Source organism: Thermosipho sp. (in: thermotogales) (genome assembly GCF_020054775.1).
GTDB classification, from domain to species: Bacteria; Thermotogota; Thermotogae; order Thermotogales; family Fervidobacteriaceae; genus Thermosipho; species Thermosipho africanus.
This window is the reverse complement of the sequence record NZ_JAIHAP010000008.1, coordinates 16,077-34,009: the sequence shown is the minus strand read 5'-3', so window position 1 is coordinate 34,009 and position 17,933 is coordinate 16,077. Positions and strand designations below refer to the sequence as shown.

At 31.0% G+C, this 17,933-nt stretch carries 15 protein-coding genes; 14 read left to right on the top strand and 1 reads right to left on the bottom strand.

The window, feature by feature from the left end; translation table 11 throughout:
• The first annotated feature begins 7 nt into the window (after positions 1 to 7).
• Both JG780_RS02920 and feoB read left to right on the top strand, forming a co-directional pair.
• Positions 8 to 436, top strand: a complete 429-nt coding sequence (locus tag JG780_RS02920) for a FeoA domain-containing protein (RefSeq protein WP_287569158.1) — start codon at positions 8 to 10, stop codon at positions 434 to 436.
• A 1-nt stretch (position 437) separates the two neighbouring features.
• A complete protein-coding gene (gene feoB, locus JG780_RS02915) occupies positions 438 to 2,384 on the top strand; it encodes a ferrous iron transport protein B (protein WP_287569157.1) in 1,947 nt (648 codons plus the stop codon).
• Between the two features lie 20 nt (positions 2,385 to 2,404).
• On the opposite strand, the gene JG780_RS02910 is transcribed toward feoB, so the two are convergent.
• Complete coding sequence (locus JG780_RS02910; protein ID WP_004103357.1) at positions 2,405 to 2,677, bottom strand: thioredoxin family protein; 273 nt, start codon at positions 2,675 to 2,677, stop codon at positions 2,405 to 2,407.
• A 198-nt stretch (positions 2,678 to 2,875) separates the two neighbouring features.
• Here JG780_RS02910 and gcvH point away from each other — a divergent pair, with 198 nt between their 5' ends.
• The 12 genes from gcvH (at position 2,876) to JG780_RS02850 (ending at position 17,853) form a co-directional block, all read left to right on the top strand.
• The gene (gene gcvH / locus JG780_RS02905; protein WP_004103356.1) at positions 2,876 to 3,244 is read left to right on the top strand and encodes a glycine cleavage system protein GcvH; all 369 of its coding nucleotides are present in this window, start codon (positions 2,876 to 2,878) and stop codon (positions 3,242 to 3,244) included.
• Complete coding sequence (locus tag JG780_RS02900) at positions 3,244 to 3,684, top strand: hypothetical protein (protein WP_012579309.1); 441 nt, start codon at positions 3,244 to 3,246, stop codon at positions 3,682 to 3,684. The genes gcvH and JG780_RS02900 overlap by 1 nt, the downstream gene beginning before the upstream one ends.
• A gap of 62 nt (positions 3,685 to 3,746) precedes the next feature.
• Positions 3,747 to 5,402 (top strand): excinuclease ABC subunit UvrC, encoded by a 1,656-nt coding sequence (uvrC, locus tag JG780_RS02895; protein ID WP_287569156.1) that lies wholly within the window; start codon positions 3,747 to 3,749, stop codon positions 5,400 to 5,402.
• A gap of 119 nt (positions 5,403 to 5,521) precedes the next feature.
• Positions 5,522 to 6,559, top strand: a complete 1,038-nt coding sequence (locus tag JG780_RS02890) for an ABC transporter permease (protein WP_012579307.1) — start codon at positions 5,522 to 5,524, stop codon at positions 6,557 to 6,559.
• 14 nt (positions 6,560 to 6,573) lie between these two features.
• A complete protein-coding gene (locus JG780_RS02885; protein WP_287569155.1) occupies positions 6,574 to 7,488 on the top strand; it encodes an ABC transporter permease in 915 nt (304 codons plus the stop codon).
• 14 nt (positions 7,489 to 7,502) lie between these two features.
• Entirely contained in the window at positions 7,503 to 8,519 is a 1,017-nt protein-coding gene (locus JG780_RS02880; protein WP_287569154.1) for an ABC transporter ATP-binding protein, read from the top strand.
• The gene (locus JG780_RS02875) at positions 8,516 to 9,658 is read left to right on the top strand and encodes an ABC transporter ATP-binding protein (protein ID WP_012579304.1); all 1,143 of its coding nucleotides are present in this window, start codon (positions 8,516 to 8,518) and stop codon (positions 9,656 to 9,658) included. The genes JG780_RS02880 and JG780_RS02875 overlap by 4 nt, the downstream gene beginning before the upstream one ends.
• 111 nt (positions 9,659 to 9,769) lie before the next feature.
• Positions 9,770 to 10,936: a flagellin N-terminal helical domain-containing protein gene (locus JG780_RS02870; protein ID WP_287569153.1), complete on the top strand. Its 1,167-nt coding sequence runs from the start codon at positions 9,770 to 9,772 to the stop codon at positions 10,934 to 10,936.
• A gap of 113 nt (positions 10,937 to 11,049) precedes the next feature.
• The gene (ade, locus tag JG780_RS02865) at positions 11,050 to 12,774 is read left to right on the top strand and encodes an adenine deaminase (RefSeq protein ID WP_004103343.1); all 1,725 of its coding nucleotides are present in this window, start codon (positions 11,050 to 11,052) and stop codon (positions 12,772 to 12,774) included.
• 3 nt (positions 12,775 to 12,777) lie between these two features.
• Positions 12,778 to 15,060 (top strand): xanthine dehydrogenase family protein molybdopterin-binding subunit, encoded by a 2,283-nt coding sequence (locus JG780_RS02860; protein ID WP_287569151.1) that lies wholly within the window; start codon positions 12,778 to 12,780, stop codon positions 15,058 to 15,060.
• Complete coding sequence (locus tag JG780_RS02855; protein ID WP_114702841.1) at positions 15,057 to 16,475, top strand: PLP-dependent cysteine synthase family protein; 1,419 nt, start codon at positions 15,057 to 15,059, stop codon at positions 16,473 to 16,475. Before JG780_RS02860 ends, JG780_RS02855 begins: the two co-directional genes overlap by 4 nt.
• Before the next feature lie 10 nt (positions 16,476 to 16,485).
• On the top strand, positions 16,486 to 17,853 hold the full coding sequence (locus tag JG780_RS02850; RefSeq protein WP_287569148.1) for an 8-oxoguanine deaminase: 1,368 nt from the start codon (positions 16,486 to 16,488) through the stop codon (positions 17,851 to 17,853).
• The last annotated feature ends 80 nt before the right edge of the window (positions 17,854 to 17,933 follow it).

Genomic DNA, 17,933 nt, shown 5'->3' with positions numbered 1-17,933 from the left:
AGTAGCTTTGACTTTAGATAAAATACCTGAATGTGTAAAAGTGAAAATTTTATCAATCAAGGATTCTAAAATTAGAAACAGACTTTTGGGTTTGGGATTAATTCCTGAAAGCATAGTCGAAGTTGTTAGAACTTCTCCTATGGGAGATCCAAGAATGTACAGAGTTTTTAATAAATTAATATCTATGAGGAATTCAGAGGCTTCTACTATTGAAGTTGTATTGTTAGATGATTCAATACCATTATCTTTGGCAAATGATGGTGAATATGAAGTTGTTAAAGTTTGTGGAGGAAAAAGATTTATATATAAGATTAGTAGATTGGGAATTTTGCCGGGAAAAATTATTCAAATAAAAAATAGTGAAATTTTTGTGGATAATAGTAAGATTCATTTAGGTGAGGGGATGAAAAACAAAATAATATTAAGGAGGAAATGATATGGTAGTGACCGTAGCTTTAGTTGGGAATCCAAATGTTGGTAAAACAAGTATTTTTAATAGGCTCGTTGGTGCAAGGCAATATGTTGCAAATTGGCCCGGAGTTACTGTAAGCAAAATTGAAGGTGCAACAGAATGGAAAGGAAATACGTTACATTTTATAGATCTTCCTGGAACGTATTCTTTATCATCAAAATCGATTGATGAAAAAATTACTAGAGATTTTTTGTTTTTTTCAACTCCTAATGTGACTCTACTAATAGCTGATTCTTTGAATCCGGAACAGAGTTTTTATCTTCTAATAGAAACTTTGGAGATTACAAAAAGCGTAATCTTGGTTATGAATTCTTATGATGAAGTTAAAAGGCAAAAGACAAAAATTGATAAGTATGAACTTCAAAAACATTTTGGAGTCCCTGTAGTATTTACTTCCGCAAAAACTGGAGAAGGAATTAGTGAGTTAAAAGATATGATAGTTGATATAGCAAAAGGTAAAAAAATTAAAAATGTTATTTTTGATTATAAAGAATATGAAAAGATAATTGTAGATATTGAAAATCAAATTCCAGATGATTTATTTAAAAATAAAAGATATGCTGCACTTAAATATTTAGAAGGGGACGAATATTTTGTTAATAAACTTGAAAATATAGTGAAAATTGATAAAGCTATTAAAGAAAATGCATTGAATCATATTCCGAAAATAAGATATGAATATGTAAAATACGTATTAAAAGAAGCGTATTCTGGTAATAATATTGAGTATATAAAGACCATGAATGATAAGATAGACCACGTTTTAACACACAAAATATTTGGTATTCCAATTTTAGTAGCTATTATGTATATTATATTTAAATTTACTTTTGATGTGGTACAGCCATTAGCTGATATATTGGATTATTCTTTTAGTCAACTTGCAGACTATGTAAAATCTTTTGGTGATGGTTTGTTCACTTCGTTAATTGCAGATGGATTAATTGGTGGTGTTGGTGGTGTTTTAGTATTTGTTCCTAATATTTTTGCATTGTTTATTGCGTTAGGTATTTTAGAAGAAACAGGTTATTTGCCCAGAGCAGCTTTTGTATTGGATAGAATAATGTATAAAATGAAACTTTCAGGAAGATCATTTATGTCTTTACTGTTAGGTTTTGGTTGTAATGTTCCATCTATTATGACTGCAAGAGGATTACCAGATGAGAAAGAAAGATTAGGAACTATACTTTCGGCACCTTTTATTTCATGTAGTGCAAGGTTGCCTGTTTATATGATGATAATCAGTATATTTTTTCCAAGGTATAAAGCTGAGGTTTTGTTTAGTATTTATGCTATAAGTATATTGATTACAGCTTTTACAGCTTTTTTTGTCAATAAAGTATTTTTCAAGGGTGAAAGTGTCCCATTAGTAATGGAATTGCCCAGGTATAGAGTGCCTACGATTAGAAATATAGCAATTTATATGTGGAATAAAGGAAGTCATTTTTTAAAGAAGGCAGGAACAATAATTCTTATTACAAGTATTTTAGTTTGGGGACTTACTTATTTTCCAAATAAAGGAGATGTTGAAACAAGTTATGCATCATATATCGGAAAAACTTTGGAATATATTTTAAAACCTCTAGGTTTTGATTGGAAAATTGGAACAGCATTATTTTTTGGAGGTGTTGCTAAAGAAGTAATAGTTTCGACAATGTCTATGTTATATGGATTTACAGAGGGAGATTTGATTAGTGCAAAACTCGCTCTTAGTGAGTCTTTAAATAGTGTAAATGCTTATGCATTTTTAATTTTTGTGATGTTATATATTCCTTGTTTTGCTACAATTGCGACCATAAAAAGTGAAACTGGAAGTTGGAAGTGGGTTATTTTTACTGTAATATATAGTTTTTTGATAGCATATATATTGTCCTTTATCTTCTTAAATTTAGGAAAATTAATTATAGGCTAATAGGGATTTCCCTATTAGCCTTATTCTTTATTACTTATTTCTAGGTATCTTTCAATTGTATTTATTACCTCACTAATACTAAAATTTCTTGCAAATCGTTTGATTTCAAATTCTTTATCCAATATTATTACTGTTGGTACTGTAAATACTAATTTTTGAGCTGGATAAGAAGGATTTTCTATAACGTCAATTACCTCAATATCAATATCAAAGTTTTTTGCTATAGTTTGGATTTTAGGAAGCATAGCTTTACATACACTGCATTTGTCATTCTTAAAGTATTCTATCTTCATTAAATCACCTCCTGATCTAATTCTTCCAAACATTGTCCATTTTAACATTTGATTTATGACATTTCAATAATTTTATTAATACAGGAAAATTACAAATTTTCTATTAGAATTAAACTTATATACTATCTCTAGATAGTTGAAATAGTTAGTTTATATGTTAGAATATTAATGAACAAATAAAATCAAGGAGGGGTTTTCATGAAAAAATTTACAAAAACTCATGAATGGGTAGATGAAAACGGGTATGTTGGAATTACTTCTCATGCACAAGAAGAGCTTGGAGATATTGTTTATGTTGATTTGCCAGAAGTAGGTAAAGAAGTTAAAAAAGGTGATGTTTTGTTATCAATAGAAAGTGTTAAAGCAGCAAGTGATGTTTATGCACCAATTAGCGGAAAAATTGTAGAAGTAAATAGTGAGCTTGATGCAAGGCCAGAACTTGTTAATGAAGATGCTGAAGGTGAAGGATGGTTGGTGAAAATTGAAATTTCAAATCCTTCAGAGCTTGATGAATTGATGACCGAGGAAGAATATAAGGAATTTCTTAACAGTGAAGGTGATAATTAATGTTAGGGGTTACCGCTTATGCAGTTTTGGTTTTTATAATGAATATAGTAATTGGATTGGTATTATTGCTTGGTGTGATTCAACAAGCTAAATCCTCATTTGGTATTTCAAGTGTGGTGTCATGGGTATTTTTCGCTGTTTCTCTTGCGTTTTTTGCATCTGGTGGATTTGTAAATTTTTATTCAAAACTTGGTTTGTCTATATCGCCAGTTGCGTATTTAGTAATAGCTATTTACTCAATGCTAGCTGCTAGTGATATTTCAAAGTTGAATATTCGTAAGGCAATGAGAAAAGCTATACTATTTTCAATAATAATGATTGTCTTCTTGATAATTGATTTGATTTGGGTTAAAGATGCTGCATTTGTTGCTTTATTTTCTATCGGTTGGGCATATGTTATAACTTTGATTTTTGGTATTAAAAATAGAAATATAGAATAAGAAAAGTTTAGCTCATAAAAAATGTGGGGGAAGTCCCCACATTTTTTGTATGGAGGGATCAAATGTTAGACAAAAGTGTTTTATATAACGTCAGTGAAAAACCTGGAGTATATATCTTTAAGAATGGAAGTGAATATATTTATATTGGAAAAGCAAAAAATTTAAAAAGAAGGCTTAATTCACATTTTTCACTTAAAGAAGAAAAGAGTAGGCTAATTGTTGAGGAATCAAATAGTCTAGAAGTTATTATTGTAAAAAATGAAAAAGAGGCATTATTATTAGAGGCTACCTTAATATTTAAACATAAACCAAAGTATAACATAATGCTAAAAGAAGGTGAAAGATATCCGTATATTAGGATATCAGATGATGAATATCCGTATGTTGAAGTTACAAGAAGTAGGAAAAGTTCAGGAATATTTTTTGGCCCTTTTACTAATATAACTTTTACAAGATTATTGTTAGAGATTTTACAAAAAATTTTTGGGTTCAGAACTTGCAAAAAAGATTTATCTAAAATTAAGAAACCTTGTATTGAATATCATTTAAAAACATGTCTGGCACCATGCAAATTTGAAAATAAAAATATTTATATGTCGGCAATAAATAATTTAAAAAAGGTTTTATCAGGAGATTTTGAATTTGTAAAAGACTATATTGAACAAAAGATGAATTATCATTCTAAAATGCTTGATTTTGAAAATGCAGCTAAATATAGAGATTTGTTATTATCATTTGAAAAACTGTTAAACACACAAGGTGTGATTTTAAATGATAAAAGATGTGTGGACTATATTGCATATTCAAAAAAAGTTTTTTTAGTTTTAAAGGTTCGTGGTGGAGTTTTATTATCAAAGCTTTTTTATGAAGCGAATTTGTCATTTGAAGAATTTTTATATCAATTTTACTATGGAATGAAAAGTGATTTACCGACAAAAATAGTTACATTCGAAAGTAGTAATTTAAATAAAATAGAGTTTGATATACCTATAAATGTTTCTTTAGATGATAGTGATAGATATTTACTTGAAATAGCATATGAAAATTTAAAAGAACATTTCAAAGCAAAAAGACTGAGAAGAGATACTTTAAAAAAGATTAAAGAAATATTAGGTTTGAAAAAGATTCCATATAGAATTGAAGGAACAGATATTTCTCACAGAAATGGAAAATTTACAGTAGCATCTTTGGTAGTGTTTGAAAATGGAGTACCAAAGCCAGAAGAATATAGAAGGTATAAACTTGGTGATATTTTAGATGATTTTGAAAGTATCAGGATGTTTATTAGGAAAAGATATACAAAACATGAAGCGCCTGATCTAATTTTTGTTGACGGAGGAAGAGGACAGGTCAATGCTGCGATTGAAGCGTTTAATGAATTGGGACTAGATGTTGATGTGGTTGGTATTGCTAAAAAGGAAGAAATAATTGTTACAAAAAATAAAGAATTTAAATTGAAAGAAAATGATGAAGTTTTACGCACTTTAATATCAATACGTGATGAAACACATAGAGTAGCAAATAGTTTTAGTGGTAGCTTAAAGTTAAAAAATTATACATTAAGCAAACTAGACGATATTCCAGGAATTGGACCAAAAAGAAAAAAAATATTGCTTAAAAAGTATAAAAGTATAGAAAATATAAAAAATGCACCTCTTGAAGAACTTTCGAAGATAGTGGGTAATAAGATAGCGTTACGTTTAAAGGAATATTTATAAGTATTTACTAAAAATTACAAGATTTAAAATAAAATTAAGTTTAATTCAGACTTGAAACATTTTTTACTGCTGTTATAATAATATTGATGTAAACTTAAAAAATTTAGGAGGTGTTAAACTTGACGGCGTATATTATTCGGAGGCTTTTGCTACTTCCACTGATTTTGTTTGGTGTAACTTTGATAATATTTAGTTTTACAGAAATATTAGGTCCTGAAAAAATGATTTCAGCATATGTAAATCCAAATGTATTTGACAAGCTTTCAAATGAAGACATTGATAGATTAATTGAAAAGTATGGTTTAAATGATCCAATGTGGACTAGATATTTTAAATGGCTTGGTGGAGTTTTAAAAGGTGAATTGGGATGGTCTGTTACAGCCAAGCAACCAGTTGCTGATGCTATTAAAGAAAGAATTCCTTATACGATCGAGCTTGCACTTTATGCATTTATACCGGTTATTGCAGTTGGTATTTGGTTAGGTGTTACGGCTGCGGTTAATAGAGATAAGTTTATAGATCATTTTATAAGGATTTTTGCAATTGTTGGTTGGTCTCTTCCTGATTTTGTTTTTGGGTTAATAGTTTTGATGATTTTCTATTCAGTTCTTGGATGGTTTCCACCAGGAACTTTGAGTGATTGGGCAGATTCAATAGTAAAATCAGATAGTTTTCATAAAATAACGCATTTATTGACAATTGATGCTTTATTGAATGGAAGACTTGATGTTTTCTGGGATGCATTGAGACACTTAATTGGACCTATTCTAACAATTTCTTGGCTTTGGTGGGCGTATTTGTTAAGAATTACAAGATCAAGTATGCTTGAAGTTCTTGGTAAAGAATATGTTAGAACTGCTAGAGCTAAAGGGGTTCCTGAAAAGGAAGTTATACACAAACATGCCAAAAAGAATGCAATGATTCCTGTTGTAACGGTTGCTGGTGCAATGGTTATTGGCTTACTTGCAGGAACTGTTATAGTTGAAGTTATTTTTAATAGAGTTGGAATGGGTAGATTTACAGCACAAGCAGCTACTCAGCTTGATTATGCAGCAATTTTAGGTAGCACTTTGTTTTATTCAACACTGCTTGTTATTGGAAATTTGATAATCGATATACTATACGCAATATTAGACCCAAGAATCAGACTAGGTTAGGGAGGTGGATGTTGATGAATACAGAGTTTAAAAGAACAATGAAAAAATTGTTTAGAAATCCTTCTGCAGTTTTAGGATTTTCATTGTTAATATTTTTTGCGTTGATTGCTGCATTTGCTCCATTACTTGCACCGCCTGTTAATCCAATGTTTCCAGATGAAAATGGAAATCCTATGAAACTTGAAGATCCGTACATAATGCCAATACTTTCTTGGAGTTCAGATCCAGTACCACCAAGCAAAGATCATCCCTTTGGTATGATTGCCGGTAGAGACATTTATTACGGGGTAATTTGGGGTACAAGAACTGCTTTTAAAATTGGTTTAACAGTTGTCACGTTATCAACAATAATTGGTTTAATAATAGGATCAATTGCTGGTTATTTTGGTGGTTGGATAGATGAAATTCTAATGAGAATTACGGATATTTTCTTATCAATACCATTTTTGTTAGCTGCAATGGTATTAACAACAATATTAGGAAGTGGTTTAGATAAAGTTATGATTGCAATGATAGTTTTTGGTTGGATGGCAGTTGCAAGATTAATTAGAGCTAATATATTGCAAGTTAAAGAAGAACAATTTGTTTTGGCTGCAAAGGCTCTTGGAATAAAAAACTTTATTATAATTGTAAGACATGTACTTCCAAACACAATCTTCCCGGTTTTAGTTCAAGCTACAATGAGATTAGGATCTTTAGTAATTACAGCTGCTGCACTTTCATTCTTAGGACTTGGTGCTCCAATTGGTTATGCTGATTGGGGTTCAATGCTTAACTATACAAGAAACTATATATTAGGTGCTAGTGGTCAAGCACTAGCTTATTGGTATACCGTTTTTTATCCAGGAATGGCAATGGTTTTGTTTGTATTAGCATGGAATTTAGTAGGTGATGCTTTAAGAGATGTCTTTGATCCGAAATTGAAATAAAAGGAGTGATTGAGTTGGAAAAAAAACCATTATTAGAAGTAAAGAATTTAAAGACCTATTTTCATACAGAAGATGGAGTTGTTAAAGCAGTTGACGGAGTGGATTTTGAAGTTTATCCTGGCGAGACACTTGGAATTGTTGGTGAATCTGGTAGTGGAAAAAGTGTTACCTCATTATCAATTTTAAGATTGTTGGATCCAAATGGTGAAATTTTAGAAGGAAGTCAAATAATTTTTGAAGGAAAGAATCTTTTAGAGCTATCAGAAGATGAAATGAGAAAAATTAGAGGTAATGATATTGCAATGATTTTTCAGGAGCCAATGGTAGCTTTAAATCCAGTTTTTACAATTGGTGAGCAGATTATGGAAGCAATTTTGTTGCACCAAGATGTTGATAAAAAGGAAGCAAGAAGAATGGCAATTGACATGTTAAGAAAAGTTGGAATACCTGAACCAGAAAAACGTGTTGATGAGTATCCACATGAATTATCTGGTGGTATGAGGCAAAGAGCGATGATTGCAATGGCACTTTCATGTAAGCCAAAATTATTAATTGCGGATGAGCCAACAACTGCTCTTGATGTTACTATTCAAGCGCAAATACTTGATTTAATGAAGGAATTACAAAGAGAGTATGGAATGGCTATAATTTTAATTACGCATGATGTTGGTGTTATTGCAGAAAATGCTGATAGAGTTGTTGTAATGTATGGTGGAATGGTTATGGAAACTGCTGATGTAAAAGAATTATTTAAAGAAATGAGACATCCATATACTTGGGGACTTTTAAATTCAATTCCAAGATTAGATATAGAACAGGACAAACTCTATAATATACCAGGAATTGTTCCTGATCCATTACATTTTCCACCAGGATGTAGGTTTAATACCAGATGTGAGTTTGCAGATGAAAGATGTAAAAAGGAAATTCCACCTTTATATGAAGTTGGAAAAAATCATTATTCAAGATGTTTTTATTATAAAAAAGTTGAAGAGGCTCAGAAACTCAAAAAGGCTGGTGAAAGTGCATGAGTGAAAAAAAAGTATTAGTTAAAGTTGATAATCTTGTAAAGTATTTTCCAATTCGTGCAGGAGTATTTAAAAGAATAGTAGCATGGGTTAGAGCAGTAGATGACATCAGCTTTGAAATTTATGAAGGTGAGACTGTTGGGCTTGTTGGTGAATCAGGTTGTGGAAAAACTACTGCTGGAATGACGCTTTTAAGACTTTATGAGCCTACATCTGGAAGAATTATTGTAGACGGAAAGGATACAACATATTATTTTATGCCACGTTATAGAGCAAAGAAATATTTAAAGAAAATGTATATAGAGAAATTTAAAAAGGAAGATCCATCAAAATTTACAGGAATTGATAAAGAATATTATGAGTTATATGAGGAACTAGGCGAAAGTGGTTTTTATAGCAAACTTTTAGATAATATCACTGAAAAGAGAAGAGATTTTAGAAGAACGATGCAAATAGTTTTTCAGGATCCATATAGTTCTCTTAATCCAAGAATTAGAGTTAAGACAATTGTTTCTGAAGGGCCTGTATTGCATGGGCTGATAAAAAAATCTGAAGTAGTAGATAAGGTAAAAGAAGTTTTAGAAGAAGTTGGTATTCATGGAGAACATATGTATAGATTTCCTCACCAATTTTCTGGAGGACAACGTCAAAGAATAGGAATAGCAAGGGCATTATTGATGAATCCAAAATTAATAGTTGCCGATGAAGCAGTAGCAGCACTTGATGTTTCCATTAGATCTCAAGTTATTAACTTAATGCTTGAACTTCAAAAGAAACATAATTTAACTTATTTGTTTATCTCACATGACTTATCAGTCATTAAATATATTTCTGATAGGGTAGTCGTTATGTATTTAGGAAAAATTGTTGAAAATGCTTCCAAGAAAGAACTATTTGATAATCCATTACATCCCTATACAAAAGCATTAATGAGTGCTATACCGGTTCCAAATCCTGAATATAAAAAGAAAAGGATAATTTTGACAGGAGATGTTCCAAGTCCAGTAAATCCACCTAGTGGATGTAGATTCCATCCAAGATGTCCTGTAGCAAAGGAAATTTGTGCAAAAGAGGAACCACAATTGAAAGAGGTATCACCGGGTCACTTTGTAGCTTGTCACTTCCCAGGATCATTAAAATAATAAAAAATTCTTTAAAATAGCATCTCACCAGTAAGGTGAGATGCTATTTTTTTAGGAAAAAAATAATTAATAAAGAAAAATTTGTTAGAAAAAGAATAGGAGGTGTATAAAGTGAGAATAAACCATAATTTAAGCGCTTTAAATGCTTGGAGGCAAATTTCATTAACTAATTCAAATATGTCAAAAACGTTGGAAAAATTATCTTCTGGATTAAGGATTAACAGAGCAGCTGATGATGCAGCTGGACTTGCAATAAGTGAAAAGATGAGAGGTCAAATTAAAGGACTTGATATGGCAAGAAAGAATGCACAAGATGCTATATCATTAATCCAGACAGCAGAAGGTGCATTGAATGAAGTTCATTCAATCCTTCAGAGAATGAGGGAACTTGCAGTTCAAGCAGCAAGTGATACAAATACTGATGTTGATAGAGAAAATATTCAAGCTGAAATAGAACAATTGCGTCAAGAAATTGATAGAATTGCTCGTTCAACCGAATTTAATACTAAAAAGCTTTTGAATGGAAATTTAGAAAGTTTTAGAGCAAATCCTGAAGCAAATATTGTAAATGGCGGAATAATAGATTTAACAATTAACACTTTAAATCAAAATGCTAAAGAAGGTACTTATTTGGTTGAAGTTGGACAATTTAGAGGTTCACCTACAAGTGCATTGGATGTAAGAATAACTTTAGTAACAACTTCATCTGTTTATAGCACAATTGTTACTTCTTTTGCTCAAGGATATGTTCTAGTAGGTGGTGTTACTCTAAGATGGGATTCAACTGTCTTATCAATTTCGAATTATAATGGATTACCAAGTGGTGAAGTTATTGATGCTGCGGTTGCAAGAATTGAAGGGAAATACACTGGTTCTGATTATTTGGTTTTCCAGATTGGTGCAAATGAGGGTGCGAATATGATTGGCGGAATTGATGCTGTTGATTCAAAAAATTTGGGACTTAACACTAGTTTAATTGATGTTACTTCGCAAGATGGAGCAGAAAGGGTAATAAGTTTAATAGATGCTGCTATAGATAAAGTAAGTGGAATTCGCTCAAAATTAGGAGCAATGCAAAACAGATTGGAACATACAATTGCTAATTTAGGTGTTTCATCGGAAAATCTAACATCGTCTGAAAGTAGAATAAGAGATGCTGATATGGCTAAGCAAAATATGTTCTTTACAAAACAGCAGATATTAATTCAATCAGGTATGGCTATGCTTGCTCAGGCAAATACACTTCCACAAAATATTTTACAGTTACTGAGAGGTTAAAAAGGATAATATTTTATAATTTTACGAATTTATTATTAAATAAGATAAAAAATCACCCTTTTTTATAAGGGTGATTTTTTTATATAATCTTCCTAAAAAGAAGGAGGGATATAATGAAAATTTATGAAATTGTTCCTGTTGCTTTAGGGAAAAAAATGCCTGATGTATTAATAAAGAATGTTAATCTTGTAAATGTTTTTACTGGAAAAATTGAAAAAACTAATATTGCTCTTTATAAAAAAAGAATTGCAGGAATTGGAGATGATTATAAAGTTGGAAAGGAAGTTATTGATGCAAAAGGTCTATTTGCAATTCCAGGACTTATAGATGCTCATGTTCATATTGAAAGTTCTATGCTTTCACCTACTGAGTTTGCCAAACTAATCCTTCCTTTTGGTACAACAACTATTATTGCTGATCCACATGAAATTGCAAATGTTTTAGGAGTAGAAGGTATTGAATACATGATTAAGTCAACTGAAGGTATACCGTTGAATGTCTATTTTGCAATTCCATCTGCAGTGCCAGCAACAAATCTTGAAACATCAGGAGCAACACTTGGTGCTGAAGATATGGTAAGCTTAGTTGAAAAATATCCGTTTAGAATTATCGCTTTAGGAGAAGTTATGAATTATCCTGGTGTTTTAGATTGTGATAGAGATTTAATTACAAAAATTGAGATATTAAGACATAAATATAAAAAGATTGATGGTCATGCACCAGGATTGACGGGAAAAGAATTAAATGCATATATTGATGCTTTTGTTCGATCTGACCATGAATGTGAAACAAAGGAAGAAGCATTAGAAAAACTTTCAAAAGGAATGCAAATATTTATTAGAGAAGGGACGGCAGCCAGAAACCTGAATGCATTACTTCCAGCAGTAAATGAAATGAACCACTTTTTCTTCTCTTTTTGTACTGATGATAGAGACCCAAATGACATAATTGAGAGAGGTCATATAAATGGAATTATTAAAAGTGCAATTGATAGTGGAATTGATCCAATAATTGCAATTAGGATGGCAACAATTAATACTGCTAAATATTTTAATTTGAGAAGTATGGGTGCAATTTCACCTGGTTATAAAGCTGATATTGTTTTTATTGATAATTTGAAAGATTTTAATATTAAGTTTGTTATTAAAGATTCAAAGATTGTAGTTGAAGATAAAAGGATTAATATGAATGTTGAAAGCATAATTCGTAATATTCCAAACACATTAGGCAAAATAAATATTGTAAAAAACTACTCTTTAAGTATTAAAAATAGGAATAGAAAAATACGTGTGATATCTGTAAAATCTGGGACTCTCTTAACAGATGAGCTAATAGTTGAACCAAATGTTGAAAAAGGTTACGTGGTTTCAGATATTGATAGAGATATTATAAAAATAGCAGTTTTTGATAGGCATAAAGCAAGTGGTTATTCAATTGGTTTTGTTCATGGACTTTCAATTAAAAATGGAGCAGTTGCAACTACAATTGGTCATGATTCTCATAATTTAACTGTTGTTGGGACAAATGATGAGGATATGAATTATGCAATAAGTAGAATAAAAGAGTTGAATGGAGGAATTGTTGTTGTAAAAAATAAAAAGCTTATAGCTTCTTTGTCGCTTCCGATAGCTGGATTAATGTCAGACAAAAACTATGGCTTTGTAGTTGAAGAATTAAGAAAATTAAAAAATTCTTTAGTAGAAATTGGTGTAAATAGTGATATTCTAATGCAAATACACTTTTTACAACTTGCTGTAATACCAAAATTAAAGATTACAGATAAAGGATTAATTGATGTTGAAAAACAGAAAATAGTTGATTTATTTGTGGAGGTGTAATTTATGAATGTAATTGGAAAGAAAGTAAAGAGAATTGATGGATTAGAAAAAGCCTATGGAACCTCAAAATACGTAGCAGATTATTATTTTGAAAATATGTTATATGCAGGAGTAGTTTATGCTAATGTTCCACATGGAATATTGAAAAATATAGATATTTCGGAAGCAAAGAAAGTTCCCGGAGTAGTATATATAGCAACATACAAAGATGTTCCAGGAGTTAATAAATTTGGCCATGTTATAGATGATATGAATTTTCTTGTTCCTGTAGGGGAAAAAATTAGGTTTGAAGGAGATGTTTTAGCACTGATTGCTGCTGAATCTATGAATGCAATTGAAGAAGCTAGAAAATTAATAAAAGTAGAAATTGAGGAGTTGCCACCTGTTTTGTCGATTGATGAAGCAATACAGGATAAAATAATTGTTAATGGGAAATCAAATATTGGTTTTCATAGAAAAATTAGAAGAGGAAATGTTGATGATGCTTTTTCAAAAGCTGATCTTATTATAGAAGAAAATTTTGAAACGGGGTATCAAGAACATGCATATTTAGAAACACAAGGAGTTGTTGCAAATTATACTCCAAGAGGGGTAATGGAAATTTATGTTAGTGCGCAATGTCCATTTTATGTTCAAAAAGACGTAGCAAAAATATTAGGAATAGAATTAAATAGATTAAATGTAATACAGACTGAAACTGGTGGAGGATTTGGCGGAAAAGAAGATGTTCCATCATACATAGCATCAAAGGCTGCTCTTTTATCATATATTACAAAAAGACCTGTAAAATTAATCTATACAAGAGAAATGGATATTAAAGAAACAAGTAAAAGACATCCTAGTAAATCATATTATAAAGTTGCATTTGCAAAAGATGGAAAAATTTTGGGAATTAAGACAAAAGTTTATTTAGATATAGGAGCTTATTCAACTCTTTCACCGATAGTTATGTATAGAACAATGGTACATGCAAGTGGAGCTTATTCGGTAAAAAACGTAAGTGTTGATGTATATGGAGTATATACAAATAAAGTTCCTTGTGGAGCTTTTAGAGGCTTTGGTTCACCTCAAGTTTTAGTAGCAATTGAATCGATAATGGATCGCGCGGCAAAAAAGTTAAATATTGATCCGTATGAAATAAGAATGAGAAATGCACTTGATAGAAATAAGGAGACATCAACCGGACATGTACTAACTCAATCAGTTGGGGCAAAAAAAACTTTAGAAAAAGTTTATAAGGCATCAAATTATGAATTTTTAAAGAAAGAAGTTTTAGAGTATAATAAAAATTCTACGTTTAAAAAACTAGGATTAGGTTGGTCTCATATTTTTTATGGTGTAAGTTTAGGAGCTGGCGGTCAACATCTTGATGGCGCTACTGCAACGATTAATGTTCAATCAGATGGTACTATTAATGTAATGATAGGTAATACCGAAATGGGGCAAGGTGCAAAAACTACAATGGCGATAATAGTATCGGAAATATTGGGACAAGATATTTCAAAAATTAGAGTTTTACAACCTGAGACATTGTTTATTCAAGATAGTGGGCCGACTGTAGCTTCAAGGACTACATTCTTTAGTGGTAATGCTTTAAAGATAGCAACTGAGAAATTAAAAGAGAACATAGTTGGATTTTTAGCTTCTTATTTTGGTGTTGGCAAAAATGAAATTATTTTTTTAGACGGGAAAGTGTTTATTAGAGAAAAAGTATTTTCTTTTGAAGAAATTGCAAAGTTATGTAATGATAATAACGTTAAGTTGTCTGAGGTTGGATGGTATAAATCTCCAAAATTACATTTTGATCACGAAAACGGAATTGGTGAGGCGTATATAACATATAGTTTTGCAACGCAACTTTCTCTTGTGGAAGTTGATTTTTTAACTGGAAAAATAGCATTGAAAAAGGCATGGGTTTGTCATGATATTGGAAAAGTTATAAACTTTGAAGGTGCCGTTGGTCAGGTCCATGGCGGGGTAATTCAAGGCATGGGGTACGCTATTATGGAAGAAATCAAGCAAAATAATGGAAAAATCCTTACTACTAATTTTAATAATTATTTGATTCCAACTATTAAAGACATTCCTGAAGAAATTCATGTTTATTTTGTGGAAGAAGAATTTTCAGAGGGACCATTCGGTGCTAAAGGATTGGGTGAACCATCGTTAATGAGTTCACCACCTTCAGTTTTAAACGCAGTTTCTAATGCTATAGGGGTTTTTTTAAATAAGATACCTGTTTCTTTAGAAGAAATAGTAAAAAATACTAAGGAGGGAAAATTATGAAAAGCAAAGTCCCTGTTATTGGACCAACTTTTGAAGAAATGCTTAATCCAGAAAAGATTGATCCAAAAATTAGGAAAAGAGCTATTGAAATGAAGAAAAAAGACCCACTTCATCCAATTAACTTGTTTAATATTACTTGGAAAGATGAAAATAATGAAATTTATTATTTTGAAGTTCCAAAAGAGATTACAGGAGTTGATGCTAATATAATTGTTTTATATGCAAAAGAATTTCCGTCAGGAAGTCATAAAGTGGGTGCAACATACTCAGTGTTGGCAGAAAAAACCGTTTATGGTGAAGTGGATCCATTGAAACATACATTAATTTGGCCATCAACTGGGAATTATGGAATTGGAGGAGCTTGGGTTTCATCTAGAATGAATTATAGATCTATTGTTTTACTTCCAGAACTTATGAGTAAAGAAAGATTTGAAATTATTAAAAAATATGGTGCTGAGGTTATTGCAACGCCTGGTTGTGAATCAAATGTTAAAGAAATATATGACAAATCAAAAGAACTATATAATAAAGATCCTGAACACGTAAGAATATTAAACCAATTTGAAGAGTTTGGCAATTATAGATTCCATTACTATGTTACAGGAAATACAATGATTGAATTAGTAAAAAATAAAAAAATTGGAAATTCTAGAATTTCGGCAGTTGTTTTAGGTGTAGGTTCTGCTGGAACGATAGCATCTGGTGATAGAGTAAAACAAGAATTTTCAGAAGCTAAAGTAGTCGCTGTTGAGCCATTACAATGTCCAACGATTTCTCTCAATGGATATGGTGGTCATGATATTCAAGGTATTGGAGATAAGCATGTTACATGGATTCATAATGTTATGAATAATGATGCAGTTGTTTTGGTTGATGATATGGAATCAAAGAAAATGCTACAGGTTTTAAGCGATCCAGTGGGAATTGAATTTTTGAAAGAATTTGCTCCAAAGGATATGGTTGATTTTATATCAGATAAATTTGGGATATCAGGAGTTGCTAACTTAATTGGAGCAATAAAAATAGCAAAGTATTATAACTTTACATCTGATGATAATATTTTTATAGTTGCAACTGATTCAATTGAGAGGTATTATTCGGTTATGAAAGATTTAGAGGAAAAGTTTGGAAAACTTGATAGAGCAGAAGCTAAAGCACGAACTGAAAGAATTTTATTATATAAAGAGCCTTCTTGGGTTTTTGAAGGTGATAAATATTCTAGAGAAAGATGGCATAATTTAAAATATTATACCTGGGTTGAGCAGCAAGGAAAAACTGTAGAAGAGTTAAATGCACAGAAGGATCAGAGTTATTGGATTAAGCAACAAGAAAAAGTTTATGAAGTCAATGAAAAAATACTTGAATATAGAAACAAACATTATGATGAACTTATGAAAATATATTTTGAAGATTGAAGGTGATAATGTGAGAAAATTATTTAAAAATATATCTTATATTTACACATTTGATGAAAAAATTGGAGATATTGAGAATGGTTATATTTTAGTGGAAGATAATGTAATTAGAGAGGTTGGAAGAAATTGGGAGAATATTGAAGCAGATAAAGTATATGATTTAGATGGATATATGGTTATTCCTGGTTTTGTAAATACACATCATCATATGTTTCAATCACTTACTAGAGGACTTGCTGCAGACAAAAAACTTTTTGATTGGCTTGTTTTTCACTACGAAATATGGAAATTCATAGATGAAGAGGCAATTTATATAAGTAGTTTAATAGCACTCTATGAAATGATTAAAACTGGTGTTACAACAACAACTGATCATCTTTATCTTTACCCTTATGGAAATAACAAGCTTTTTGATGCAGAAATCGAAGCTGCAAAATTGATAGGTGTAAGGTTTCATCCTACAAGAGGAAGTATGTCGCTTAGTAGAAAAAACGGAGGTCTTCCTCCAGATAGTGTTGTTCAAACTGACGATGAAATATTGCAAGAAAGTGTTAGAGTTATAGAAAAATATCATGATCCAAGCAAATATTCTATGCTTAGAGTTGCGCTTGCGCCTTGTTCGCCGTTTTCGGTGACACCATACTTGATGAAAGAGACTGTAAAAATTGCTGATAAATATGATGTTTTACTTCATACACACCTTGCTGAAACAAGAGATGAAGAAGAATATTGTCTTGAAAAATTTGGGAAAAGGCCCGTAGATTATATGGAGGAACTTGGTTGGCTTAACAATAAAGTGTGGTTTGCTCACATGGTTTGGTTGAGTAAAGAAGATATGGAAAAACTTTCAAAAAATGATGTTGGAATGGCACATTGTCCTTCTTCAAATATGAGGTTAGGCTCTGGAATTGCTCCAGTAACTGAGTTAAAGAATAAAATCAGAATAGGAATTGCTGTGGATGGTAGTGCAAGTAATGATACAAATAACATGATAATGGAAGCAAGAAATGCACTATTACTCCAGAGAGCAAAATATGGAGCCAATGCTTTAACTGTTAGGGAAGTTTTAAGAATGGCAACAATAGGTGGAGCAAGTGTTTTAAAAATGGATGATTATATTGGAAAAATAGCACCAGAAATGGCCGCAGATTTTATAGGTTTTAAGTTAGATAAGGTTGAATTTGCTGGAGGTTTACATAATCCAATAAATTCTATATTGCTTTGTGACCCAAAACAGGTTGATTTATCTGTAATTAATGGAGAAATGAAAATATTTAATGGTGAATTTACGAGCTTTGAGATTTCTGACTTTTTAGAAAAACATAATATGATCTCAAAAAAATTGTTGAAAAAGGCAGGAATTTTATTAGAAATTTAATTGTAATATAAATGTATACTTTTGTTATTAAATTAGAAACGAGCAGCAGAGCTTATAAATAAATGCTTAAAAGCTGCTCG